At 60.5% G+C, this 21,740-nt stretch carries 25 protein-coding genes; 16 read left to right on the forward strand and 9 right to left on the reverse strand.

Features of this window, described 5'->3' with window-relative positions; translation table 11 throughout:
• Positions 1-3: 3 nt before the first annotated feature.
• Positions 4-1,197: an ADP-forming succinate--CoA ligase subunit beta gene (gene sucC, locus FD715_RS08190; RefSeq protein WP_147107900.1), complete on the reverse strand. Its 1,194-nt coding sequence runs from the start codon at positions 1,195-1,197 to the stop codon at positions 4-6.
• Between the two features lie 212 nt (positions 1,198-1,409).
• On the opposite strand from sucC, the gene FD715_RS08195 reads away from it, so the two are divergent.
• Positions 1,410-2,408: a glycosyltransferase family 2 protein gene (locus FD715_RS08195; protein WP_189799437.1), complete on the forward strand. Its 999-nt coding sequence runs from the start codon at positions 1,410-1,412 to the stop codon at positions 2,406-2,408.
• Here FD715_RS08195 and FD715_RS08200 read toward each other — a convergent pair.
• Both FD715_RS08200 and mdh read right to left on the reverse strand, forming a co-directional pair.
• Positions 2,405-3,220: an adenylate/guanylate cyclase domain-containing protein gene (locus FD715_RS08200; RefSeq protein ID WP_189799438.1), complete on the reverse strand. Its 816-nt coding sequence runs from the start codon at positions 3,218-3,220 to the stop codon at positions 2,405-2,407. The two genes, FD715_RS08195 and FD715_RS08200, sit on opposite strands and share 4 nt — an antisense overlap.
• A gap of 71 nt (positions 3,221-3,291) precedes the next feature.
• Positions 3,292-4,254: a malate dehydrogenase gene (mdh, locus tag FD715_RS08205; protein WP_147107909.1), complete on the reverse strand. Its 963-nt coding sequence runs from the start codon at positions 4,252-4,254 to the stop codon at positions 3,292-3,294.
• Positions 4,255-4,422: 168 nt separating this feature from the next.
• Between mdh and FD715_RS08210 the strand changes: the two genes are divergently transcribed.
• Together FD715_RS08210 and FD715_RS08215 are read left to right on the forward strand one after the other, a co-directional pair.
• Positions 4,423-5,175, forward strand: coding sequence for a sulfite exporter TauE/SafE family protein (locus FD715_RS08210; RefSeq protein ID WP_147107911.1), 753 nt, complete (start codon positions 4,423-4,425; stop codon positions 5,173-5,175).
• Positions 5,172-5,609: a GNAT family N-acetyltransferase gene (locus FD715_RS08215; RefSeq protein WP_147107914.1), complete on the forward strand. Its 438-nt coding sequence runs from the start codon at positions 5,172-5,174 to the stop codon at positions 5,607-5,609. The genes FD715_RS08210 and FD715_RS08215 overlap by 4 nt, the downstream gene beginning before the upstream one ends.
• Before the next feature lie 109 nt (positions 5,610-5,718).
• Here FD715_RS08215 and FD715_RS08220 read toward each other — a convergent pair whose 3' ends face one another.
• The gene (locus FD715_RS08220) at positions 5,719-6,036 is read right to left on the reverse strand and encodes a hypothetical protein (RefSeq protein ID WP_189799439.1); all 318 of its coding nucleotides are present in this window, start codon (positions 6,034-6,036) and stop codon (positions 5,719-5,721) included.
• Positions 6,037-6,390: 354 nt separating this feature from the next.
• Between FD715_RS08220 and FD715_RS08225 the strand changes: the two genes are divergently transcribed.
• The 12 genes from FD715_RS08225 (at position 6,391) to FD715_RS08280 (ending at position 15,264) form a co-directional block, all read left to right on the forward strand.
• Positions 6,391-7,245 carry a CoA ester lyase gene (locus tag FD715_RS08225; protein ID WP_147107917.1) on the forward strand — a complete coding sequence of 285 codons (855 nt, stop codon included), beginning with the start codon at positions 6,391-6,393 and terminating at the stop codon, positions 7,243-7,245.
• Between the two features lie 3 nt (positions 7,246-7,248).
• A complete protein-coding gene (locus FD715_RS08230) occupies positions 7,249-7,803 on the forward strand; it encodes an NnrU family protein (RefSeq protein ID WP_147107921.1) in 555 nt (184 codons plus the stop codon).
• A 4-nt stretch (positions 7,804-7,807) separates the two neighbouring features.
• A complete protein-coding gene (locus FD715_RS08235) occupies positions 7,808-8,011 on the forward strand; it encodes a DUF1737 domain-containing protein (RefSeq protein ID WP_147107924.1) in 204 nt (67 codons plus the stop codon).
• Positions 8,011-9,042, forward strand: coding sequence for a MaoC family dehydratase (locus tag FD715_RS08240; RefSeq protein ID WP_147107927.1), 1,032 nt, complete (start codon positions 8,011-8,013; stop codon positions 9,040-9,042). The genes FD715_RS08235 and FD715_RS08240 overlap by 1 nt, the downstream gene beginning before the upstream one ends.
• A gap of 71 nt (positions 9,043-9,113) precedes the next feature.
• Positions 9,114-9,824 carry a DUF4344 domain-containing metallopeptidase gene (locus FD715_RS08245; RefSeq protein ID WP_147107931.1) on the forward strand — a complete coding sequence of 237 codons (711 nt, stop codon included), beginning with the start codon at positions 9,114-9,116 and terminating at the stop codon, positions 9,822-9,824.
• Between the two features lie 63 nt (positions 9,825-9,887).
• Entirely contained in the window at positions 9,888-10,535 is a 648-nt protein-coding gene (locus tag FD715_RS08250; RefSeq protein WP_370455368.1) for a DUF1194 domain-containing protein, read from the forward strand.
• 151 nt (positions 10,536-10,686) lie between these two features.
• Positions 10,687-11,070: a succinate dehydrogenase, cytochrome b556 subunit gene (gene sdhC / locus FD715_RS08255; protein WP_147107936.1), complete on the forward strand. Its 384-nt coding sequence runs from the start codon at positions 10,687-10,689 to the stop codon at positions 11,068-11,070.
• A 12-nt stretch (positions 11,071-11,082) separates the two neighbouring features.
• Complete coding sequence (gene sdhD, locus FD715_RS08260; protein ID WP_147107939.1) at positions 11,083-11,454, forward strand: succinate dehydrogenase, hydrophobic membrane anchor protein; 372 nt, start codon at positions 11,083-11,085, stop codon at positions 11,452-11,454.
• A 50-nt stretch (positions 11,455-11,504) separates the two neighbouring features.
• A complete protein-coding gene (gene sdhA, locus FD715_RS08265; RefSeq protein WP_147107942.1) occupies positions 11,505-13,310 on the forward strand; it encodes a succinate dehydrogenase flavoprotein subunit in 1,806 nt (601 codons plus the stop codon).
• A gap of 7 nt (positions 13,311-13,317) precedes the next feature.
• Positions 13,318-14,145 (forward strand): hypothetical protein, encoded by an 828-nt coding sequence (locus FD715_RS08270; RefSeq protein ID WP_147107945.1) that lies wholly within the window; start codon positions 13,318-13,320, stop codon positions 14,143-14,145.
• Positions 14,142-14,471: a hypothetical protein gene (locus FD715_RS08275; RefSeq protein ID WP_147107947.1), complete on the forward strand. Its 330-nt coding sequence runs from the start codon at positions 14,142-14,144 to the stop codon at positions 14,469-14,471. Before FD715_RS08270 ends, FD715_RS08275 begins: the two co-directional genes overlap by 4 nt.
• Before the next feature lie 13 nt (positions 14,472-14,484).
• Entirely contained in the window at positions 14,485-15,264 is a 780-nt protein-coding gene (locus FD715_RS08280) for a succinate dehydrogenase iron-sulfur subunit (RefSeq protein WP_147107950.1), read from the forward strand.
• Between the two features lie 169 nt (positions 15,265-15,433).
• Here FD715_RS08280 and FD715_RS08285 read toward each other — a convergent pair whose 3' ends face one another.
• On the reverse strand, positions 15,434-16,399 hold the full coding sequence (locus FD715_RS08285) for a hypothetical protein (RefSeq protein WP_147107953.1): 966 nt from the start codon (positions 16,397-16,399) through the stop codon (positions 15,434-15,436).
• 172 nt (positions 16,400-16,571) lie between these two features.
• Here FD715_RS08285 and FD715_RS08290 point away from each other — a divergent pair, with 172 nt between their 5' ends.
• Positions 16,572-17,417: a DUF1989 domain-containing protein gene (locus FD715_RS08290; protein ID WP_147107956.1), complete on the forward strand. Its 846-nt coding sequence runs from the start codon at positions 16,572-16,574 to the stop codon at positions 17,415-17,417.
• A 253-nt stretch (positions 17,418-17,670) separates the two neighbouring features.
• Here the strand turns inward: FD715_RS08290 and deoD are convergent, their stop codons facing one another.
• The 4 genes from deoD to FD715_RS08310 all read right to left on the reverse strand — a co-directional run bounded on the left by deoD (position 17,671) and on the right by FD715_RS08310 (position 21,733).
• Entirely contained in the window at positions 17,671-18,375 is a 705-nt protein-coding gene (gene deoD / locus FD715_RS08295; RefSeq protein WP_147107959.1) for a purine-nucleoside phosphorylase, read from the reverse strand.
• A gap of 300 nt (positions 18,376-18,675) precedes the next feature.
• Positions 18,676-19,059: an H-NS family nucleoid-associated regulatory protein gene (locus FD715_RS08300; protein WP_370455369.1), complete on the reverse strand. Its 384-nt coding sequence runs from the start codon at positions 19,057-19,059 to the stop codon at positions 18,676-18,678.
• 232 nt (positions 19,060-19,291) lie between these two features.
• The gene (locus FD715_RS08305; protein WP_147107962.1) at positions 19,292-21,262 is read right to left on the reverse strand and encodes a protein meaA; all 1,971 of its coding nucleotides are present in this window, start codon (positions 21,260-21,262) and stop codon (positions 19,292-19,294) included.
• Between the two features lie 69 nt (positions 21,263-21,331).
• Positions 21,332-21,733, reverse strand: a complete 402-nt coding sequence (locus FD715_RS08310) for a hypothetical protein (RefSeq protein ID WP_147107965.1) — start codon at positions 21,731-21,733, stop codon at positions 21,332-21,334.
• Positions 21,734-21,740: the final 7 nt, after the last annotated feature.

Genomic DNA, 21,740 nt, shown 5'->3' on the forward strand with positions numbered 1-21,740 from the left:
GGCTTAGCCCTTGACCGCTTTCACGATTTTCTGCGCGCCGTCCTTCAGGTCGTCGGCGGCAATCACATCGAGGCCGGAGTTGTTGATGATGTCCTTGCCCTGCTGCACATTCGTGCCCTCAAGACGCACTACAAGCGGCACCTGCAGGCCCACCTCTTTCACGGCAGCGACAACGCCCTCTGCGATCACATCGCAGCGCATGATGCCGCCGAAGATGTTCACGAGGATGCCTTTGACGTTGGGGTCAGAGGTGATGATCTTGAAGGCTTCGGTCACCTTTTCCTTGGTCGCACCGCCACCCACGTCGAGGAAGTTGGCAGGCTCGGCCCCGTAGAGTTTGATGATGTCCATTGTCGCCATGGCCAGGCCTGCGCCGTTCACCATGCACCCGATCTCTCCATCCAGTGCGATGTAGTTCAGGTCGTACTTGGAGGCCGCGAGTTCCTTGGGGTCTTCCTCGGTCTCGTCGCGCAGCTCGTTGATGTCGGCGTGCCGGTAGATGGCGTTGCCGTCGAAGCTGACCTTGGCATCCAGCACTTTCAGGTCACCGCTGTCGGTCACGATCAGCGGGTTGATCTCGAGCATCTCCATGTCTTTTTCCATGAAGGCTTTGTAGAGCAGACCCATAAGACCCACGCACTGCTTCACCTGCTTGCCTTCGAGGCCCAGCATGAAGGCGATGCGGCGGCCATGGTAGGCTTGGTAGCCGGTGGCCGGATCAACGCTGAAGCTCAGGATTTTCTCAGGTGTTTCGGCCGCGACTTCTTCGATGTCCATCCCGCCCTCGGTCGAGCAGACAAAGGACACGCGGCTTGTCACGCGGTCGACCAGTAGCGCCAGGTACATCTCGGTCTCGATGCCCGAGCCGTCTTCGATGTAGATGCGGTTGACTTGCTTGCCTGCCGGACCAGTTTGGTGAGTAACAAGTGTGCGCCCCAGCATCTTTTTGGCTTCTTCAGCGGCCTCCTCGACCGACTTGGTCAGGCGGACACCGCCTTTGTCTCCGGCGTCGGCCTCCTTGAAGCTGCCCTTGCCGCGGCCACCCGCGTGGATCTGTGCCTTGACCACCCACATCGGGCCATCCAATGCGCCTGCGGCTGTCTTTGCGTCTTCGGCCCGCAGGACGACGCGCCCGTCCGAGACCGGGGCCCCGTAGCTGCGCAAAAGGGCTTTGGCCTGGTATTCATGGATGTTCATGGCGGTTTGATCCCGTATAGATACGTCAACGTTGGACCTATTCGACCAACACAGAACCGTGCGTAAACGGAAAATATGTCGCACCAGCGGTTTTAGGCGTAGAAAACCGGATTTTGTGATCACTGCATGAAAACGTGTGATCACAAAATTAAATATGTTAAGGAATCAAACGTCAGATGTCGCAATTTCCTATAAAATCAAAGGAAAACGACATGCGGTGGGGAACGGTCCTTACGGCAAACGAACCGGCGGCCCTCGTTGAGACGAATGTGCGCTGGCATTTGGCGACCGGAGCCTCATTGGTTTTCGTGTTCCTGGACGACCCTGATGACCCTGCGGCCGACCGATTGTCTGCAATACCAGGTTGCGTGGTGCGACGCTGCGACGAGGGGTATTGGCGGGTGCTGCGCCCGCACAAGGGGCGGCCCGCCTCGCAGATGCGGCGGCAGACCATCAATGCGAACTGGGCGCAGAACCAATGCGACCTGGACTGGCTCTTTCACATAGATGCGGACGAGTTCATCTGGCAGGACAGCGACCTGGCCGCGGAATTGGCTGCACATGACGACCCGCAGAGCGAACTCAACTTACCGGTGTTCGAGCGTTTGTTTCCTGACCGCCCCCAAGCCACTCTGTTCGACGGACAGTTTCGCGCAACGTCAGACCTTGCGGATAAGGAGGCCGAGACGGCCTTTGGCCCCTTCACCTGCTTTATGAAGCGCGGCCAGTATTCACATGGTGCAGGCAAGAGCGGTGTGCAGGTGGGTGCCGGTTTGCGCCTTGGCGTGCACAACGCGACACGCAAGGGCTCCGAAGGGCGGCAGCGGCGCGCTGGCAAGCGGGTGTCGACGGCGGCCCGACTTCTGCATTTCGACGGCATTACGCCGCTGCATTGGCTGGCCAAGGCGCTCCGCTACCGCCAGAGCCCGCCCGAGGTACAAGCCGCGATCCTGCAACCGCACCGTGCGGCGCAAATTGAGTGGCTGCTGGACAATGCCGCTAATCCGGAACAGGCCCTCAAGGCACATCACGCGCTCTTTGGGCTTAGCGCTGCGCGGCGCACGCAGCTGGCCCGCTTTGACCTGTTGCGCGAGGTGCCATTCGATCCGGCCCTCGTGCTTGGCACGGCGTGTCCCGATCTGAGTGTCGAGGGCTTTGACGCCGATCTGATGCGGCGCAATCCCGAATTGGCTGGTGTTATCGGGGCCTAGGTCGGACTTGCCGGTTCCACCGCGTCTTTATACGCCTTCCACTTTGTATAAAGCAGGTAGAGCAGCGCAATCTGAGGTATGGCCGTGACCAAAAACGGCAAGCCGGCTGTGATATCCACCACAACCACAAAGCCCAAGGCGCCGAGGATACGATTTCGATCCTTCTTGAACTTCAGCCGGATGGGGCTTTCGTCGACCGCAAGCGCGGGCGGCGCCGTGTCATCAACCGGAGTGGGCGGTGCCTCGCTCGGCGTCACCTTCGGCCCAAGATTGTTCAGCAGGCGCGGTGCCGTGACTCCCTCGGCGATAACGGCATAGATGCCAATCTCGTCCGCGAGGTGTTTGGGCGTTGTCGGCCCCAGCGGCCGCATCTCGACCGTGCCCAGATTGTTGCGCGCCGTGTCATAAACGTATTGCGACACCAGAATGCCGCCCACCTCCGCCATCTCCTGCAGGCGTGCGGCAAGGTTCACGCCGTCCCCCAGCAGGTCTTCGCCTTCGATGATCACGTCGCCCAGGTGTATGCCTAGCCGAAACGGCAACAGATCCGGGCGAGCGTTGATGGTCCGCTGGATGTCGATGGCGCAGCGCACGGCGCCGACAACGGACGGAATATCTGCGATGAGCCCGTCACCGGACGTGTTGGCAATGCGCCCGCCACATCTGGAAATGGCAGCATCAATGATAGCGCGGGTGCCACGCAGCGCGCGCACGGTGCCTTCCTCATCCACGCTCATCCGACCGGAATAGTTCGCAGCATCTGCGGCCAGCACCGTGGTCAGCTTACGTTCTATGGGGCGCGTCTCTGGCATGTGAACCATATAAACATGAAAAGGGCCGGATGCGATGACATCCGGCCCTCAAAATCAAACCTGTTGCAGGTTTATGCGAGGCTGTCGTCGATGCCCGTGCAGGCGTCCATCAGGCCCTGGACGGCTTTGACAGATGTATCGAACATCTCTTGCTCTTCCTTGTTGAGCTTGATGTTCACGATCCGCTCGATCCCGCCCGCGCCGATCACCGTGGGCACGCCCACATACATGCCCTTCAGGCCGAACTCGCCATCGCAATGGGCAGCACAGGGCAGGACGCGCTTCTGGTCCTTGAGGTAGGCCTCGGCCATTTCGATGCCTGCCGTGGCAGGGGCGTAGAAGGCCGAGCCGGTTTTCAGCAGACCGACGATCTCGGCACCGCCATCACGGGTGCGCTGTACGATCGCGTCCATTTTCTCTTGCGAGGTCCAGCCCATGTCGATCAGGTCGGGCAGGGGGATGCCAGCAACGGTCGAATAGCGGACCGAGGGGACCATAGTGTCGCCATGGCCGCCCAGAACAAAGGCGGTGACGTCTTTCATAGACACGTCGAACTCCTCGGCCAGGAAATGGCGGAAGCGGGCGCTGTCGAGCACACCGGCCATGCCGCAGACCTTGTTCGCGGGCAGACCCGAGAACTTCTGCAGGGCCCAGACCATCGCGTCGAGCGGGTTGGTGATACAGATGACAAAAGCGTCGGGGGCGTTGGCGGCAATGCCTTCGCCCACGGACTTCATGACCTTCAGGTTGATGCCCAAAAGGTCATCACGGCTCATGCCGGGCTTGCGCGGCACACCGGCGGTCACGATGCAGACGTCCGCACCGGCGATGTCGGCATAGGACTGCGTGCCCTTCAGCTTGGCGTCGAACCCTTCGGACGGGCCAGACTCGGCGATGTCGAGGGCCTTGCCCTCGGGGGTGCCTTCGGCGATGTCGAACAGGACGACGTCGCCCAGCTCTTTCAAGGCTGCAAGGTGGGCAAGCGTGCCGCCGATTTGACCTGCGCCGATCAGCGCAATCTTGGGTCTGGCCATGGGTGAAAGTCTCCGCACTTGGGGTTTAATTGGCGCGGTGCCTAGCGCGTGACGGGGCGTCGCGCAAGGGCGCTGCACCGCAGCAGAGTGACGCTGCGGCGCTGGTCTACGGACGGTTTGCGCGCTAAGGGGGCGGAAAGAGGCTGTTTTTCGAAGGGTACGCGCCGCGTGACGCTTGATCTTTGGTTCTTTGCCATTGCCGCGCCTGCGGTGATCTTTGCCGGGATGTCGAAGGGCGGTTTCGGCTCGGGTGCGGCTTTTGCCGCGGCATCGATTCTGGCGCTTGTGGTGGAGCCGGGGCTGGCACTTGGGGTCATGTTGCCGCTCCTCATGCTGATCGACCTAGCGACCCTGCGCCCCTACTGGGGCAAATGGAACGCGCGCGCCTCACTGCTGCTGATCCTGGGCGGTTTGCCGGGCGTTGCACTGGGCGCCTTGCTCTTTGCCCGCGCCGACGCAGATGTGTTCCGGGTCTTGATCGGCGCCATTTCCATCGGTTTCGTCGCCTGGCAGATCGCGCAATCGCGCGGTTGGATTCGCGCCTCTCGCGTCGCATTGTCGAAGGGTGCCGGTGTGCTTGCGGGTGTCGTGGCGGGCTTTGCCAGTTTCGTCAGTCACGCCGGTGGCCCACCCGCCGCCGTCTACCTTTTGTCGCTGAAGCTGACCAAGACAGAGTACCAGGCCAGCACGGTCCTGACCTTCTGGGCCATCAACATCGCCAAGTTCATCCCCTACGCTTTCCTCGGCATGTTCACCACGCAGACCACCACCGCCAACCTTTTACTGGCGCCCTTCGCCCTTTTGGGCGCGTGGCTTGGGGTCAAGGCGCACCATATGGTCCCGGAAAAGCTGTTTTTCCGTCTGACCTACGTGCTGCTTGTGGTGACGGGGACCAAGCTGATCTGGGACGGGCTGACATGACGATGCGCGCACTCACGGCTGGCGACACGGAACAGGCCATGGAACTGTATCGTCATCTGGTCGGTGACGCGCCGCTTGGGGCGTATGAGGCCTTTGCCGCTGTCGTGACCCATGCCGGTACGACCGTTCTTGGCGTGTTTTCCGACACGACACTCGTCGCCATGGCGACCCTGCATATCCTGCCAAACGTGACGCAGGGCGGGCGCCCGTACGCTCTGGTCGAAAACGTTGTTACGCATCGCGATCATCGCGGCACCGGGCAGGGACGGCGGGTCATGCAGGCGGTGATTGACGCCGCGTGGGACGCTGAGTGCTACAAGATCATGCTGCTGACCGGGCGCACAGCAGAGGCACGCGGGTTTTACGAAAGGCTTGGCTTCGGCGCGGATGAAAAATGGGGCATGACCATCCGCCGCGCACCCGTGCGGCGCTGACGCTGGCGGATCAGGATCCGCCTTACTCCCTTGCGGCAAAGAAAAGGCGCCCCGTAGAGCGCCCATGTCAATCTTTGCAGTCGTAAGGCGGACGTGTCGTCCGCCCGTTTCAGGCGTCGCTACCCTTTGCAGGCAGCGCCTCGGCCAGCGCCTCGAACGCCTGACCGCTCGCCACAAGGCAGGTCATCCCGTTGGGTGTCGTCACCGTAATCGTCCACGTGCCGCTTTCTTCTGAAGCAAACACCTCGATCACCGAGTTGTTGGCACCCAGACCCATGGACTGCCGCGTCTCGCCATACCCCTCGGCCAGGCGGCTCACCACCATGTCGCGTGGACCGCAATTGCGTGCCTGTTGCGCCTGCGTTGCCTGCACCATCGCCGCGAGCGCCAGAACACCCGTTGTCATCACATTCATCATCCGTGTCATCACGTTCAGCCTTTCACAATGGAAGGCGTCACCTCTGGTCATCTGGCCCAGCCGGAACCCCGGCGATGACCGGGCGGCCCCGGTTCACACCCGACATTCTGCGCGTTCCGTGAAGTGTTCGGCGGCCCTGCCGAAACGGCCCTCCCCGCGCTGTCAGATTGGGGCAAATGTGCGGATGGAGGCTTGAATAATGGTTAACGCACCGTCCGCAGGTCGTTCCAATTTGATGAAAGCCCGCAGCATCAGACGAAAGTCGGCACGTCATTTCTGCAATGCAGCAAAATAGCGCTTGAACTATCTGGCAAAAAATGGCCCTTTCCGCGCAACTTTATGACTCGCTAAGGATCGCACGCCATGGCCCTCGACCGTCCTCTCCGCTCCGTTCTCTATATCCCTGGGTCCAAACCGCGGGCGCTGGACAAGGCGCGGGGCCTGCCGGTTGATGCCATAATATTTGACTTAGAAGATGCCGTATCGATCGAAGAAAAGGAAAGCGCGCGCGCCACGCTGGCCGAGGCGCTGGCGCAGGGCGGCTACGGTGCACGGCTGAGAATCGTAAGGATTAACGGGTTCGACACAAAGTGGGGCCGCGACGACGCGCAAGCGGCCAAGGAAATGGGTGCGGACGCGATCCTGCTGCCAAAGGTCAACAGCCCCGCTGACCTCGATGCACTTGCCGAGATCACCGGCGACACGCCGCTCTGGGCGATGATGGAGACGCCGTTGGGTATGATCAACGCACCCGCTATCGGCGCGCATCCCAAGCTGCAGGGCATGGTCATGGGCACAAACGATCTGGCCAAGGAACTGCAAACCCGCTTCCGTCCCGACCGGCTGCCGCTGCAAACGGGCCTTGGCCTCTGCCTACTCGCCGCCAAGGCGCATGGCTGCGCCATCGTCGATGGTGTCTACAATGCGTTCAAGGATGAGGACGGGCTCAAAATCGAATGCGACCAGGGCCGCGACATGGGGTTTGACGGCAAGACACTGATCCACCCTGCACAGGTGGACATCGCCAACGCCGCCTTCTCACCGTCCGAGGCCGAGATCGACCTCGCCCGCCGCCAAATCACTGCCTTCGAAGAGGTCGAGGCCAGTGGGCAAGGTGTTGCCGTTGTTGATGGACGTATCGTCGAGAATCTGCACATCGTCACCGCGCGTGAGACGTTGGCCAAGGCCGATGCCATCGCGGACATGGCAAAAGGATAAACGATGTATTGGATCATTCTGGTTGCGGGTGTCGCTCTGTGGTGGGCGGCGCATCTGTTCAAACGTATCGCGCCCGAGCGGCGAGCTGCGATGGGCGATCCGGGCAAGGGCGCAGTTGCAATCGGTGTGGTTCTGTCCATTGTGCTTATGGTGATCGGCTACCGCGGCGTAGATTTCATCAATGTCTGGTTCCCGCCCAGTTTCACGATCCATATCAATAATCTGGCAATGCTGATCGCGATCTACCTGCTCAGCCCTGCGCCAAAGCGGGGCAAGCTGGTGTCCGGCATGCGCCATCCCATGCTGACCGGTTTTTCAATCTGGGCCATCGCGCACTTGCTGGTGAACGGCGATCTTGCCTCGATCATCCTGTTTGGCGGTCTGCTGATCTGGGCCATCGCCACGGCACGCATCATCAACGCAGCCGAACCCGACTGGCAACGCGGACCCGAGGGGACGCTCGCCAAGGACGCCATGTTCTTCGCGGGCTCCATCATCCTGCTAGGCGTCATTGGCTGGATCCACAACTGGCTGGGTGTCTGGCCGTTCCCGAGTTAAGCCCATGAAACTCTACCGTTTTCTGTCCGAAGAGGACACATCCGCCTTCTGCCACAAGGTGACCGCCGCGCTGAATGCGGGCTGGGAGCTGCATGGCTCACCCACGCAGACCTGGGATCATGCTGCAGGCGTCATGCGCTGTGGGCAGGCGGTCATAAAGGACGTGCCGGGGGACTACACCCCGGACATCAAACTAGGGGAACAGTAATGGCCAAAACCAATTCGGGCCGGTTTTTCGAAGATTACAGCGTCGGTGACGTGCTGACCCACGCGGTGCCGCGCACGGTCGGGGCAGGGGAACGGGCGCTCTACCACGCGCTCTATCCCGCACGTCACGCGCTTTATTCGTCGGACACGTTTGCGCAGGCGTCCGGGCTCGCGGCCTCGCCGCTTGATGACATGATCGCGTTCCACACCGTCTTTGGCAAAACCGTTCCGGATGTGTCGCTGAACGCGGTGGCTAATCTCGGTTATGCGGAAGGGCGTTGGCTGAAGCCTGTCTGGCCCGGTGACACGCTGACCTCGGAATCCGAAGTGATCGGGGTCAAACAGAATTCCAACGGCAAGTCGGGCGTGGTCTATGTGCGCACGACCGGTCGGAATCAGCAGGGCGAAGCGGTGCTGGAATATGTGCGCTGGGTCATGGTGCGCAAAGGGAACCTCAATGCCCCCTCGCCAGAGACGGTGATCCCCGAGCTGAACAAGGTTGTCCCCGCGGGGACACTTGCCGTGCCTGGGGGGCTGACATTCGAAAACTACGACTTTGATCTGGCGGGTGAGCCGCATCGCTGGGGTGATTACGAGGTCGGTGAACAGATCGACCATGTGGACGGTGTGACCATCGAGGAAGCCGAGCACATGATGGCCACGCGCCTCTGGCAAAACACGGCGAAGGTGCACTTCGACACTTCTGCGCGCCCAGATGGTACGCGCCTGATCTATGGCGGGCACGTGATTTCCATGGCGCGCGCGTTGTCGTTCAGCGGGCTGGCGAATGCACAGATGGTCGTGGGGCTGAATGCAGGCGCCCACGCCAACCCTTGCCTTGCGGGCGATACCGTGCGCGCGTGGTCCGAGGTGCTGGACAAGGCCGAAACCTCGGCACCTGGCGTCGGTGCAATCCGGCTGCGGCTAGTCGCGACCAAGGGCGGCGCCCCCTTCCAGCTGCGCGGTGAGGACGGCAAATACTTGCCGGAAGTGTTGCTTGACTTGGATTACTGGGCCTTGATGCCAATTTAAGAAACGGTGGGTGACGCGCGTCTGACGACGACGCCCCACCCGCCGTCCCGCATGGCGCAAGGAGTGAAGTGATGTTGCGTTACGTTTTGCCCTGTTTGATGCTCGCCGGACCCGCTGTGGCCGATGACGGGCGCGAGGCGTTTGTCGAAGCCAATCTGCTCGGCATCTTCTATCACGAACTGGGCCACGCCCTGATCGACATTCTCGCGCTGCCCGTCTTTGGACATGAGGAAGACGCGGCCGATGTCGCCTCCGTCCTGCTGATCGACGGGCTTTATGACGAAGATGCCGCCCAATCGCTGGCCTATGACACCGCCTTTGGCTTTCTGGCCGAGGCGGATTTTGCAGGCGACGTCGCCTATTGGGACGTGCACGGCCCGGACGAGCAACGGTTCTACAACACCGTCTGCCTGTTCTACGGCGCCAACCCCGACGCACGCGAAGATTTCGCCATCGACCTCGGCCTGCCGGAAGAGCGTGCAGAAACATGCCCCGAAGAGTTCCAACTGGCGCTCGACAGTTGGGGCCCAGCCTTTGACGAGATCGCAGGGCGCGGCAGCTCAATTCTGTTCAATGACGGTGGCCATAACCTGCTGACGACCGACGTGATGGCGGCTGAAGTGGCCGCCTTGAACGAAGATTTCGACCTGCCTACCCCTCTGATCGTGCGCGTGGAGTCTTGTGGTGAGGCGAACGCATTCTATGACCTCGGTACCACCGAAATCATCATGTGCACCGAGTTCGAGGATCATCTGCGCGCGCTCTACGATCAATTGGGCTAGACGCAATTTTGTGACGTGCGTCGCGCCTGTCGGGCGGCTAGGCTCGGGCCTATGTGGCGCGCGGTGTGTATCTATTTTCTGATCAGTGCTCCGGTGCAGGCATGCCAGCTTGCGCTGCTGTTGGCCGTGGATGTGTCGGGCTCGGTCGACCGCGATGAATACCGCATCCAGATGGACGGTCTGGCCCATGCCTTGCGCGATGGGATTGTCGCCGACGCGTTGGTCGAGCAAGAGGCCCAGGTCGGTCTTGTCCAATGGACCGGTGCCTCGCGTCAGAAGCAGACAATTCCTTGGACGCCGATGCACTCGCACAGAGATGTCCTGGCTCTGGCCGAACGGATCGAAAACGACACGCGGATCTGGCGCAATTACTCAACCGCTATCGGAGAGGCGCTCGCCGTCTCGCGCACGGCCTTTGGGGCCGTCGCCTATTGCACCCGCAAGGTCATCGACGTATCGGGTGACGGCGTGTCGAACGAAGGCATCGAACCGGCGGAACAGCGCGTGGCCCTGAACGACGCGGACATCACCGTGAACGCCATCGCCATTGAAACCGACGACACGGATCTGACGGCCTATTTCTTTGAAAACGTGATCACCGGGCCCGGCGCTTTTGTGGTCACGGCGCAGGGATTCGAAGACTACCCGGAGCAGATCAAGCGGAAGTTGCAGCGCGAGACGATCCGGCAGGTGACTTATTTTGCAGAGTAGCGATGCTTGTGATCACGCAAATTTCCGCCGTGATCACATTTGCGCAGAATCTTGCAAATGCGCCAAAAAACCGCGCCATTCCGCGGGTCCTCGCGCGTGACTCGCGCGTAAAAAGGAGTATGAAAGGGCAGCCGAGGATAAAGGAAGCAACATGGCCGACGTAAATCGGGGCAACCGCCCGCTCTCGCCACACCTGCAAATCTATCGCCCACAATGGACATCCATCTCGTCCATCATGGTGCGGATCACAGGCATCGGCTGCCTCATTGCCTCCGTGCTTGTCGTGAGCTGGCTCTTGGCCGCAGCAACATCCGAAGCCGCCTTTTCAGCCATCGACGGTCTTTTGCGCAGTGTTCTCGGTACGCTCATCCTGGTCGCGGCCATGTGGGGCATATTCTATCACATGCTGGGTCGTTTGCGGCACGTGCTGTGGGATTTCGGCTATCTTGTGCAAGTGCCCGTGTCCGAGGACATGGCCAAAGGCATGTTCATCGGCGCCACGCTGCTCACCGTTTTTGTCCTCGTCGTGGCCTAAGGAGGGTTTGACATGCGTTTTTTGACAGATCGCAAACGCGCCGCCGGTCTCGGCTCCGGTCGTGAAGGCACCCACCACCATTGGCAGATGCTGGTCAGCTCCATCCTGCTGGTGCCGTTGGTTCCAATCCTTGTCCTGCTCTTCGCATCCGCGTTGGGCGGAAACCACGCCGAGGTTCTGGCCTTCTTCAGCCGTCCGATCCCGGCCATCCTGATGGGGCTGGCGCTGATTGTTGTCATTCAGCACCTGATGCGCGAGGCGCACGCGGCCATCGAAGACTACATCCACGGCACCGCAGGTAAGTTGACGCTGATCGCAACCACCGCATTTGCCTACATCATGATCGCGGCAGGATTGTTCGCGATTGCGCGCATCGCGCTTTGAATTGACGACGGCACGCCTCGCCAGCGTTGCTTTGAAAACAGGAGGCCAAAATGGCTGCATATGATTACGAGACGCATGAATATGACGTCGTGGTCGTCGGTGCCGGTGGTGCCGGACTGCGCGCCACTTTGGGGATGGCCGAACAGGGCCTGCGCACCGCTTGCGTGACCAAGGTGTTCCCGACCCGCTCGCACACCGTTGCGGCACAAGGGGGCATTGCTGCGTCGCTGTCGAACATGGGGCCCGACAACTGGCAGTGGCACATGTATGACACGGTCAAGGGGTCCGACTGGCTGGGCGACACGGATGCGATGGAATACCTCGCCCGCGAAGCGCCCAAGGCGGTTTACGAACTGGAACACTACGGCGTGCCGTTTTCGCGCACGGAAGAGGGCAAAATCTACCAACGCCCCTTCGGCGGCCACACCACCGAATTTGGCGAAGGCCCCCCCGTGCAGCGCACCTGCGCGGCCGCCGACCGGACCGGCCACGCGATCCTGCACACGCTCTATGGTCAGTCGCTCAAGAACAACGCCGAGTTCTACATCGAATACTTCGCCATCGACCTGATCATGTCGGATGACGGCGTATGTCAGGGCGTGCTGTGCTGGAAACTCGATGACGGCACCATGCATCTCTTTGCCGCCAAGATGGTTGTTCTGGCGACAGGCGGCTATGGCCGCGCCTACTTCTCGGCCACATCGGCCCACACCTGCACCGGCGACGGCGGCGGCATGACGGCCCGCGCCGGTCTGCCCCTGCAGGACATGGAGTTTGTGCAATTTCACCCCACCGGCATCTACGGTTCGGGCTGCCTGATCACCGAAGGCGCGCGGGGCGAGGGCGGTTACCTCACCAACTCCGAGGGCGAGCGTTTCATGGAACGCTATGCACCGACCTACAAAGATCTCGCATCGCGTGACGTGGTCAGCCGCTGCATGACAATGGAAATCCGCGAAGGGCGCGGTGTGGGCGCCGATGGCGACCACATCCATCTGCACCTCAACCACCTGCCGCCGGAAACGCTGGCCGAACGGCTGCCCGGCATCTCGGAAAGCGCGCGCATCTTTGCAGGCGTCGACCTGACCAAAGAACCGATCCCGGTTCTGCCCACTGTGCACTACAACATGGGCGGCATCCCCACGAATTACTGGGGCGAAGTGCTGGCTCCGACCAAGGACAACCCCGACAACGTCTCGCCCGGCCTGATGGCCGTGGGCGAAGCGGGCTGTGCCTCGGTCCATGGTGCGAACCGTTTGGGGTCAAACTCGCTCATTGACCTCGTGGTCTTTGGCCGCGCCGCCGCCATCCGCGCCAAGGATGTGGTGGATGCCGACGCGCCGGTGCCGACGCCCAACAAACGCTCTGTCGAGGCTGCGTTCAGCCGTTTCGACGGCCTGCGCTATGCCAAAGGCCACGTGCCCACGGCTGAACTGCGGCTGGAAATGCAGCGCACCATGCAGCAGGACGCCGCCGTCTTCCGTACGGACAAGACGCTGGCCGAGGGCGAAGAGAAGATGAAGGCGGTCGCTGAAAAGCAGTCCGATCTGCAGGTCACCGACACGTCGCTTGTCTGGAACTCAGACCTGATGGAGACGCTGGAGCTGACGAACCTCATGCCCAACGCGGTCGCCACGATCACGGCAGCCGCCGCGCGTAAGGAAAGCCGCGGCGCCCACGCGCACGAGGACTATCCCGACCGCGATGATGAGAACTGGCGCAAGCACAGCCTCGTCTGGTTCAAGGGCAATGAGGCGTCGCTCGGCTTTCGTGGCGTGCATCTGCAGCCGCTGACCAGCCACAACGATGGCGGCATCGACCTCAAGAAAATCGCGCCGAAAGCGCGGGTGTACTAAGGTCCACATGGATCAGGCGTTGCACAGCACGGATGATGCAGGGCTTGTCCCCGGACGGGTGCTGCGCATCTATGGCATGCGGCGGTCGGGCAACCACGCGCTGATCAATTGGATCATGCGCAACGCGCCCGGCGGCAACGGCCTTTTCATGAACAACTGTCGCCACGGCGGTGACCCCATCGTGACCTGCAGCAGCCTGTCGCTGTTCGAAGGTGGGTCCGAGGTGGGGCAGGGCGGCAAGTGGAAGCGGATCGACCGCGCCGGGGCCAAGCCGTTTACCGCCGTCTCCTACGAAGACCGCGTGCCGCCTGCGACACCCAAAGCGCTCTTCGCAGCCGCCGAAACGCTCGTCATCATCTACCGCAGCTTCCTGCACTGGGCCGCGTCCCTTCTGCGCAAGATCCAGGGCAACGACGGCTTCGGCCCGCTCGACCGCAACCGGATCATGGGGCGCGCCGTCAGCACCTATTCGGACATGCTGACGCGGGTAAAGGACGACGACGTGGTCCCGCTCTGCTACGACAGCTGGACCGCCGATGAGCACTACCGCGAAGAGGCGCTGACCCGCCTCAACCTGCCGGGCAAAGACCTGTCGCTCGGAACAGTCCAACGTTTTGGCGGCGGCTCCTCCTTCCAGGACGCAACCGCCGCCGCTGACCTCAAAATCGACCAACGCAGCGCGCAAATGGCAGATGACCACGAATACCAGATGCTGCTCTGGACCGCGGCGCGGGACGACAGCTTCATGACCAAGCTCGCGCAGCACTTCCCTGGCGACGCCAAAAGGCTCGAAACTCTGCGCAGCACGGCAAGTGCACAGGTGGTGCTGCCATGATCCGCGCCGCCGCCCTCATCGCCGCCCTCACGCTCACCGCCTGCGCCGAGACCACCCAAGCGGTGGACAACGTTGCCCGCCGCAGCGCCAAGGCGGCGGTGGCAGAAACCCTCGTCACCCGCTTCCCCGCCGTACCGCAACAGGCCGTGACCCCCTTCACCGACTGCGTGATTGACAACGCCTCGGCCCGCGAGATCGGTGAATTTGCCAAGGATGCCGTGATCGGCGTCTCCGAAACAACCGCCGCTCTTGTACGTTCCGTGCTCGAACGGCCAGCCACACAACAGTGCATCGTCGGGGCGGGTCTCTCCGTCCTGACCGCGTGAAAGGAGAACCGCAATGGTCCAACTGACGCTTCCCAAAAACTCCCGCATGATGACGGGCAAGACATGGCCCAAGCCCGAGGGCGCCACGAATGTGCGCAAGTTCAGCATCTACCGCTGGAACCCCGATGACGGCAAAAACCCGCAGGTCGACACCTATTTCGTCGACCTCGACGATTGCGGCCCGATGATCCTCGACGCGCTGATCTACATCAAGAACAAGATCGACCCGACACTCACCTTCCGCCGCTCCTGCCGCGAGGGGATCTGCGGGTCATGTGCGATGAACATCGACGGCATCAACACGCTCGCCTGCATCTACGGCATGGACGAGGTGAAGGGCGACGTCAAAATCTACCCCCTGCCGCACATGCCGGTGGTCAAGGACCTAATCCCCGACCTCACCCATTTCTACGCCCAGCACGCCAGCATCATGCCGTGGCTGGAAACCAAGACGAACCGTCCCGCCAAGGAGTGGAAGCAGAGCATCGAGGATCGCAAGAAGCTCGACGGCCTCTATGAATGCGTCATGTGCGCCTCCTGCTCAACGGCCTGCCCCAGCTACTGGTGGAACGGCGACCGCTACCTCGGGCCGGCAGCGCTGCTGCACGCTTACCGCTGGATCATCGACTCGCGCGACGAGGCAACAGGCGAACGGCTCGACGACCTGGAGGACCCGTTCAAGCTCTATCGCTGCCACACGATCATGAACTGTGCCAAGACCTGCCCCAAGGGCCTGAACCCGGCCGAGGCGATTGCGAACATCAAGAAGATGATGGTCGAACGCACCGTCTGATTTGAACGATTGAAAAAAGGCGGCTCCGCCGAGGCGGCTCCGCCGAGGCGGAGCCGCTTGTAGCGTGCCGCATTGGGTTTCTTGTGCATCTCATAGGACCAAGCAGGCGATCAGTTTCCAGGGTGCGACGAGGCACAGCCGCACAGCGTGGCTTCACCGATGTCTTGGGTCAAAGGTGTCTCGGCGTTGCAAACAGTTTAAAGGTATTTTGGAAAGGCGGAAATGCAGGCAGTCCGCGCGCCGCGTCCAAAGCGCGATATGCGGCAACAACTTCATGCCGCCGATGTGCAATGATCGTTCTGGCATAGAACTTCTCGTAGTCCTCGTATGTGAGCGCACCCTTTGGACTAACAAAATGCGTTGCCCACCCGTGAATTTTGATCTCATCCAGATAGCTTAGGCGCGTGCTCTCATCTTTGATGTCGTCATCAGAGGCCCGCGTTTCTGCCTGGACAAATTCAAAGAATTTTCGGTGCCTCAGGTCTTCATATTCCCTGATCTCTCCAGATGTGAAACGTTCAAAGGCTGCTCGGCCTTTTTCAAAATCTCCTTTGATGTTCGTCTGAATGATATTTCGTGTATGTCTTAGGCCGGTTTCACGGATGTCCCCCGTTTCAATGCCGCCCAGATATTCCTCCGACAATCTCTTGGTCTGATGCGCGACGAGGCGCGGAAAAGTCCGGTCGTGTTCGACAGCCCGCCACGCGTGCATCATGGCGTCAGGCGCGCGCATAATGTGTAGAAAATTGGTCTCGGCATAGAAGTCTTCAAACGCGTCAATCGGCAGGAAATGTGCCGCCCATCCAGCGATATGGCTTTCAAGTCCTGCAGAAGAGTTGTGCATTGTGAGAGGGTTGTCAGGGATATTCAGGCGCTTTGTTTCGGCGACAAGATGGCGGTAGAACGCACGCTGCATGTCTGTCGCCTCGGGGCGTGACCCATCAATGAGATCAGTATGAGACTTGAGCAGAATGTCGTTTCTCAGTGACGTCCATGCGTTGAACCGTTCGGCGCGCTCTTCTTTACTGGGCGCCTTGCTTGTCGCGCGTGAAAAGGCCCATAAAAGCCGTTCTCTGTAGCCGTAGAGTATCTCGTCCAGCGAATAGTAAAGGTTTTTCCAGAATCCGATATTCATCTGATGTCGTCCCTGTGCCGCGTTTTGGTGGGGTGTAGCGCGCGCATTGGTGCTTTTTGATGGCGACAAACGTGAGTGTTGTTGTCATCAAACAAGTGGTCAGAACCAGAAATTGGTTTGCTGCATTGGATGCAAGAGTGCTGAATGGCAGGGTCAGAATAAAGGGGCAGATATGCCAGATGCACCAAACCACGCCGCCGCCCACCGTGCCCTGCCGCCGGTGATCTGCTATCCCACCGACACCCTGCCGCAGCCGGATATGGCTGCCTATGCGCGCGCCCGTGACGGCATGACCAAGCTGTCCGAAGTGCTTGCATCGCCACGCGAGGCCGCGACATTCGCGGTTCCCGCCGGTCATATCTTCCGCATCTCGTCCATCGAAGGGCCACAGGTCGGCGATCTGAACCTTTGGAACCTGCATGACCTGACCGAACGGTTCTATTCCGGCAAAACCCGCGCCCTGCACGGCACCCATGTGAACACCGGCGACAGGCTCTGGAGCAACTTTCCAACCCTGCGCCCTATGGCCACAATCATTCACGACACGCTGGACTGGTACGGCATCGACGATTTCGGCGGCGGCGTGCATGACGTGATCGGCACGCGCTGTGACCCCTATACCGGCAACCTGCTGCAAGGCGGGCACTACCACCACTGTTGCCATTCCAACCTGACCCGCGCCCTCTCGGATCACACGGATCTGCCGCTGGCCGAGGCCGAGCCGCATATCCACGACGTCATGAACGTCTTCATGTGCACCGGCTTCACCCGCGACACCGGCCAGTATTTCATGAAAGCCTCACCTGTCCGACCCGGCGATCACATCGACTTTTTGGCCGAGATTGATCTGCTCGGCGCACTCAGCGCTTGTCCGGGCGGGGATTGCGGGTCCGAGCATTCCTCCGATGTGGCTCCCTGCCACCCGCTCAAGATCGAAGTCTTCGCACCCACAACGGGTGCGCTTGATGCGTGGCAAAGTCCGCCAGCCAACGGCTACGATCGGACCCACGGTCGCTAAGACAGCGCCCCAGTCCATCCTTCCCTGTTTAAAATAATCCCCGCCGGAGGCTCCCACCGTCGCAAGGCGCAGCGACGATGGTCTAACGCTTTGCCAATCCGGTTGAGGCCCGCTTGGCTCCGATGCGGGTGAACAAAGTGTAAAGGCACCGCACGGTCCCGGTGCGCGCGCGGTGCACAGGTTATGTACGAATAGTGTACGCAATGTGCATGCGCCGTTGTCGATTTAAGCTATTGACTAAAAATCAAAAACCTCACGAAAACGCCGCCTCTAGCGCAATTTCCACCATGTCCCCGAACGTGCGCTCTCTGTCTTCCGACGGCAACGCCTCGCCCGTCTGCAAATGATCGCTCACCGTCAGCACCGCCAGCGCCCGGCGCCCGTGCCGTGCCGCGAGTGTGTAGAGCTCCGCCGCCTCCATCTCGACCCCGAGAATGCCGTGCCGCACCATCTGCTCATCCAGATCCGGTCGCTCCGCATAGAACACGTCCGAAGAATAGATCCCGCCCACATGCGTTGTTGTCCCCTTGGCCTCCGCCGCCTTCACTGCGGCGGCGAGCAGGGGGTAGTTCGCACAGGGCGCGTAGTTGATTTCCTTGAAAAAACTGGAGGACGGCGACGTGATCGTCGTGGCCGTCATGGCAATGATCACATCGCGGATCCCAACATGCGGCTGCATCCCGCCACATGACCCGATCCGGATCAGGGTCTGTGCCCCATAGGTCGAAATCAACTCATTCGCATAGATCGACAGGGACGGCATTCCCATGCCGGACCCCTGAATGGTCACCCGGTTGCCTTTCCACATGCCCGTGAACCCAAGCATGCCGCGCACCTCGTTGACCAGTTCGGCATTGTCCAAGAACGTCTCTGCCGCCCATTTGGCGCGGTAGGGGTCACCCGGCATCAAAACGGTCTCGGCAATCTGGCCCTCGGCGGCACCGATGTGAACGGTCATGGTCAACTCCTTATGCTGAAACAGGACGCCCGCTTAACGCGCTTTCGGGGAAAGGAGAACACCATGTCGGTGAAATCACGAAACGAAAACGGAACCGGTCGTAAAAACAGGGCGCATTTCATGTCAACCCGTCCAAATGACCGATCAATGGCGCCTTGTGGATCACCAGCTAACTTTTGAAAACGGTCTGCTATCTGCGGCATTTTCGGATCAGGCGACTTGGCCGAACGCATCCGTATGCTTTTTAATCGTGCCCCTCAAAGCTAAGGGGGCACGATTCAAGAATGTGCGCGATGTTGCCTAGATTTCCAGGCTTTCCGGCGCTGTACCCGCTTCGACAGCGGCTTTGAACCAGTTTGGTTGCCGACCTTTTCCGGTCCAGGTCTGCGTCGGATTTTCCGGGTTCATGTATTTGGGCTCTGCGCTCGATGCTTTTGCACCACCGCGGCCAGCTTTTTTGCCGGTCAGTTCGTCGAGTGAAAAGCCGAACTCTGCTGCGGCCCGTTGTGCCGCTGCGAGGGCGTCCTGCTTTTCCGACTTCCGTCTTTGCACAATCGCCTCGTCGACATCAGCGCGCAACGCTTCCAGCTCTTTTCGGCTCATTTTGTCGAGTTTTATTGCCATTTGCTTTTCCAGTTCTTGTGTCAGTACCAGCCCTATTCGAAAAAAACCGCCGAGTATCAATAGTCTGGCTGCGCATTTTTTGTGTCAACGGCGGTAACTTGCTCGTTATGCGCGTTTCTTTCGACCATCAGTGGAAGGTAAAATACATATTTTTAGAGTTCCCGCCATAGTAGTAAGTTTGGCGCGGCCTTATTTTCGCTAAGGGAAAATGAAGCACGCGGGCACAGCAACCAAAAAAGAACCGCCCATTGGGCGGCTCCGCTGGATTACAGATTGATGTGGGTGTGCGTCCCTACTCCGCGGCAACGGCCTGCGGATCGGCGAGGGTCACAATGTCCATCATGATGGTGTTCAGTTCGAAATCCTTGGGCGTGTAGACACGGGCAACACCCATTGCGCGCAGCCTGTCGGCATCATCGTCAGGGATGATGCCGCCAACGATCACTGGCACGTGGTTCAGCCCTTCCGCCTGCATGCGTTGCATCAGGTCCTCCACCAGCGGGATGTGGCTGCCCGACAGGATCGACAGGCCGACCACATGCGCGTCATCCTCGCGCGCGGCGGTCACAATCTCTTCCGGTGTCAGGCGGATCCCTTCGTAGGCAATCTCCATTCCGCAATCCCGCGCGCGTACGGCAATCTGCTCGGCGCCATTCGAATGCCCATCAAGCCCTGGTTTGCCAACCAGGAATTTCAGACGACGGCCCAAACGGTCGCTGACCGCATTCACCGCATCACGCAGGTCATCCAGGCCTTCGGTCATGTTCGACCGGCCCGAGGATACGCCCGTGGGGCCGCGATATTCGCCATGGACCGCGCGCATCTGCGCCGCCCACTCGCCGGTGGTCACACCCGCCTTTGCACATACGATCGAGGCGGGCATGACGTTCTTGCCAGCCTCCGCAGCCGCACGCAGATCCGCCAGCGCCTCTGCAACCGCCGCCGGATCACGGTCGGCCCGCCACGCATTTAGCCGGTCAATCTGGTCCTGTTCCACCGCCGGATCGACAACCATGATTCCGCCATCGCCGGTCATCAAGGGCGAGGCTTCGCCCGCCTGATACTTGTTCACACCGACCACGACGGTTTCGCCCTTTTCGATCCGGTTCAGCCGTTCCGCATTCGATTGCACCAATTGCGCTTTCATATAGTCGATGGCTGCAATGGCCCCGCCCATGGCATCGAGGTTGTCCAACTCGTGCCGCGCACCGTTCTTCAATTCCTCGACCTTGGCATCGACGGTCGGGTTGCCGTCAAACAGATCGTCGTATTCCAGCAGGTCCGTTTCAAAGGCCATGATCTGCTGCATCCGCATCGACCATTGCTGATCCCAAGGGCGGGGCAGGCCAAGCGCCTCGTTCCAGGCGGGCAATTGCACCGCGCGCGCGCGCGCCTTTTTAGACAGTGTAACGGCAAGCATTTCGATCAGAATACGGTAGACGTTGTTTTCCGGTTGCTGTTCGGTGAGGCCCAGCGAATTGACCTGAACGCCGTAGCGGAAACGTCGGAATTTCGGATCGGTGACGCCATAGCGCGTCTCGCAAATCTCGTCCCACAAATCCACAAACGCACGCATTTTGCACATTTCAGTGACAAAACGAATGCCTGCATTCACGAAGAAGGAAATACGTCCCACGACAGCTGGGAAATCCGCGGGATCAATCCGCGGTTTCAGTTCGTCCAGAACGGCTGTGGCCGTCGCAAGGGCAAAAGCCAATTCCTGCTCCGGCGTCGCGCCCGCTTCCTGCAGGTGATAGGAACACACGTTCATCGGGTTCCATTTCGGCACATTCGTGTAGCAGTATTCGGCTACGTCCGCGATCATCTTCAGCGATGGTTTCGGCGGGCAGATATACGTACCGCGGCTCAGGTATTCCTTGATCAGGTCATTCTGCACCGTGCCCTGAAGTTTCGACGTGTCCGCGCCCTGTTCCTCGGCCACGGCAATGTAGAGTGACAGCAGCCAGGGGGCCGTGGCATTGATCGTCATCGACGTGTTCATCTGCTCCAGCGGGATCTGATCAAAGAGCGTGCGCATGTCGCCCAGATGCGCCACTGGCACACCGACCTTGCCCACTTCACCGCGCGCCAGCACGTGGTCGCTGTCATAGCCCGTCTGCGTCGGCAGATCGAAGGCAACGGACAGGCCGGTCTGGCCCTTGGCCAGGTTCGACCGGTAAAGCGCATTTGACGCCGCAGCCGTCGAGTGGCCCGCATAGGTGCGGATCAACCAGGGGCGGTCTTTCTGTTCAGGCTGCGACATGGGCGATCTCCTGTGAATCGGGCGCGTAACAAAATTTCGTCTGATCGGAGGTATATGTAATTTTCTGGCTCAGTCAATCCGCTGCGTTGCGGCATTTTTCCGGCGTTGGGGCCAAACCGCGACGACGAACATCAGCCAGCCCAGCACACCCACGCTGTGCGCAGCCAGGCTTTCTGGTCCGGTAAAAGTGAGCAGAGCAACGATTTCCTCCGGCGGGGGCGGTGCCTGAATCACAGATTGGGCCGGCAAGTTGTCAAAGATCATGCGGTAGTACGTGTAGTACCCCTGGGGCGAGGCCCAGACAAAGGTGATGAAGGCCACCAGCCACACCGGCACACGAATGATCAGGGGGCGTCGCTGCACCAGTACCCACGTGAACCCCAGCGCTAAAAGCGCAAACAGCGCGGACACAGCGACCAGTCCGATCTGCTCCAAGGTCGTCAGCGTGTGAATGGAATCCGCGTCATACATCCCCTCT

Source organism: Tateyamaria sp. syn59 (genome assembly GCF_007995245.1).
GTDB lineage: Bacteria > Pseudomonadota > Alphaproteobacteria > Rhodobacterales > Rhodobacteraceae > Tateyamaria.

What these genes read in the sequence shown, in the direction of transcription:
- FD715_RS08245 (WP_147107931.1), top strand. Translation starts at nt 9,114, where the DNA reads ATGTTGCGTTACGTTTTGCCCTGTTTGATGCTCGCCGGACCCGCTGTG.
- FD715_RS08285 (WP_147107953.1), bottom strand. Translation starts at nt 16,399, where the DNA reads ATGAATATCGGATTCTGGAAAAACCTTTACTATTCGCTGGACGAGATA.
- FD715_RS08310 (WP_147107965.1), bottom strand. Translation starts at nt 21,733, where the DNA reads ATGTATGACGCGGATTCCATTCACACGCTGACGACCTTGGAGCAGATC.
- sdhD (WP_147107939.1), top strand. Translation starts at nt 11,083, where the DNA reads ATGCGTTTTTTGACAGATCGCAAACGCGCCGCCGGTCTCGGCTCCGGT.
- FD715_RS08215 (WP_147107914.1), top strand. Translation starts at nt 5,172, where the DNA reads ATGACGATGCGCGCACTCACGGCTGGCGACACGGAACAGGCCATGGAA.
- sucC (WP_147107900.1), bottom strand. Translation starts at nt 1,197, where the DNA reads ATGAACATCCATGAATACCAGGCCAAAGCCCTTTTGCGCAGCTACGGG.
- FD715_RS08290 (WP_147107956.1), top strand. Translation starts at nt 16,572, where the DNA reads ATGCCAGATGCACCAAACCACGCCGCCGCCCACCGTGCCCTGCCGCCG.
- FD715_RS08225 (WP_147107917.1), top strand. Translation starts at nt 6,391, where the DNA reads ATGGCCCTCGACCGTCCTCTCCGCTCCGTTCTCTATATCCCTGGGTCC.
- FD715_RS08240 (WP_147107927.1), top strand. Translation starts at nt 8,011, where the DNA reads ATGGCCAAAACCAATTCGGGCCGGTTTTTCGAAGATTACAGCGTCGGT.
- sdhC (WP_147107936.1), top strand. Translation starts at nt 10,687, where the DNA reads ATGGCCGACGTAAATCGGGGCAACCGCCCGCTCTCGCCACACCTGCAA.
- FD715_RS08230 (WP_147107921.1), top strand. Translation starts at nt 7,249, where the DNA reads ATGTATTGGATCATTCTGGTTGCGGGTGTCGCTCTGTGGTGGGCGGCG.
- FD715_RS08280 (WP_147107950.1), top strand. Translation starts at nt 14,485, where the DNA reads ATGGTCCAACTGACGCTTCCCAAAAACTCCCGCATGATGACGGGCAAG.
- FD715_RS08200 (WP_189799438.1), bottom strand. Translation starts at nt 3,220, where the DNA reads ATGCCAGAGACGCGCCCCATAGAACGTAAGCTGACCACGGTGCTGGCC.
- FD715_RS08195 (WP_189799437.1), top strand. Translation starts at nt 1,410, where the DNA reads ATGCGGTGGGGAACGGTCCTTACGGCAAACGAACCGGCGGCCCTCGTT.
- FD715_RS08220 (WP_189799439.1), bottom strand. Translation starts at nt 6,036, where the DNA reads ATGACACGGATGATGAATGTGATGACAACGGGTGTTCTGGCGCTCGCG.
- FD715_RS08275 (WP_147107947.1), top strand. Translation starts at nt 14,142, where the DNA reads ATGATCCGCGCCGCCGCCCTCATCGCCGCCCTCACGCTCACCGCCTGC.
- FD715_RS08270 (WP_147107945.1), top strand. Translation starts at nt 13,318, where the DNA reads ATGGATCAGGCGTTGCACAGCACGGATGATGCAGGGCTTGTCCCCGGA.
- deoD (WP_147107959.1), bottom strand. Translation starts at nt 18,375, where the DNA reads ATGACCGTTCACATCGGTGCCGCCGAGGGCCAGATTGCCGAGACCGTT.
- sdhA (WP_147107942.1), top strand. Translation starts at nt 11,505, where the DNA reads ATGGCTGCATATGATTACGAGACGCATGAATATGACGTCGTGGTCGTC.
- FD715_RS08305 (WP_147107962.1), bottom strand. Translation starts at nt 21,262, where the DNA reads ATGTCGCAGCCTGAACAGAAAGACCGCCCCTGGTTGATCCGCACCTAT.
- FD715_RS08235 (WP_147107924.1), top strand. Translation starts at nt 7,808, where the DNA reads ATGAAACTCTACCGTTTTCTGTCCGAAGAGGACACATCCGCCTTCTGC.
- mdh (WP_147107909.1), bottom strand. Translation starts at nt 4,254, where the DNA reads ATGGCCAGACCCAAGATTGCGCTGATCGGCGCAGGTCAAATCGGCGGC.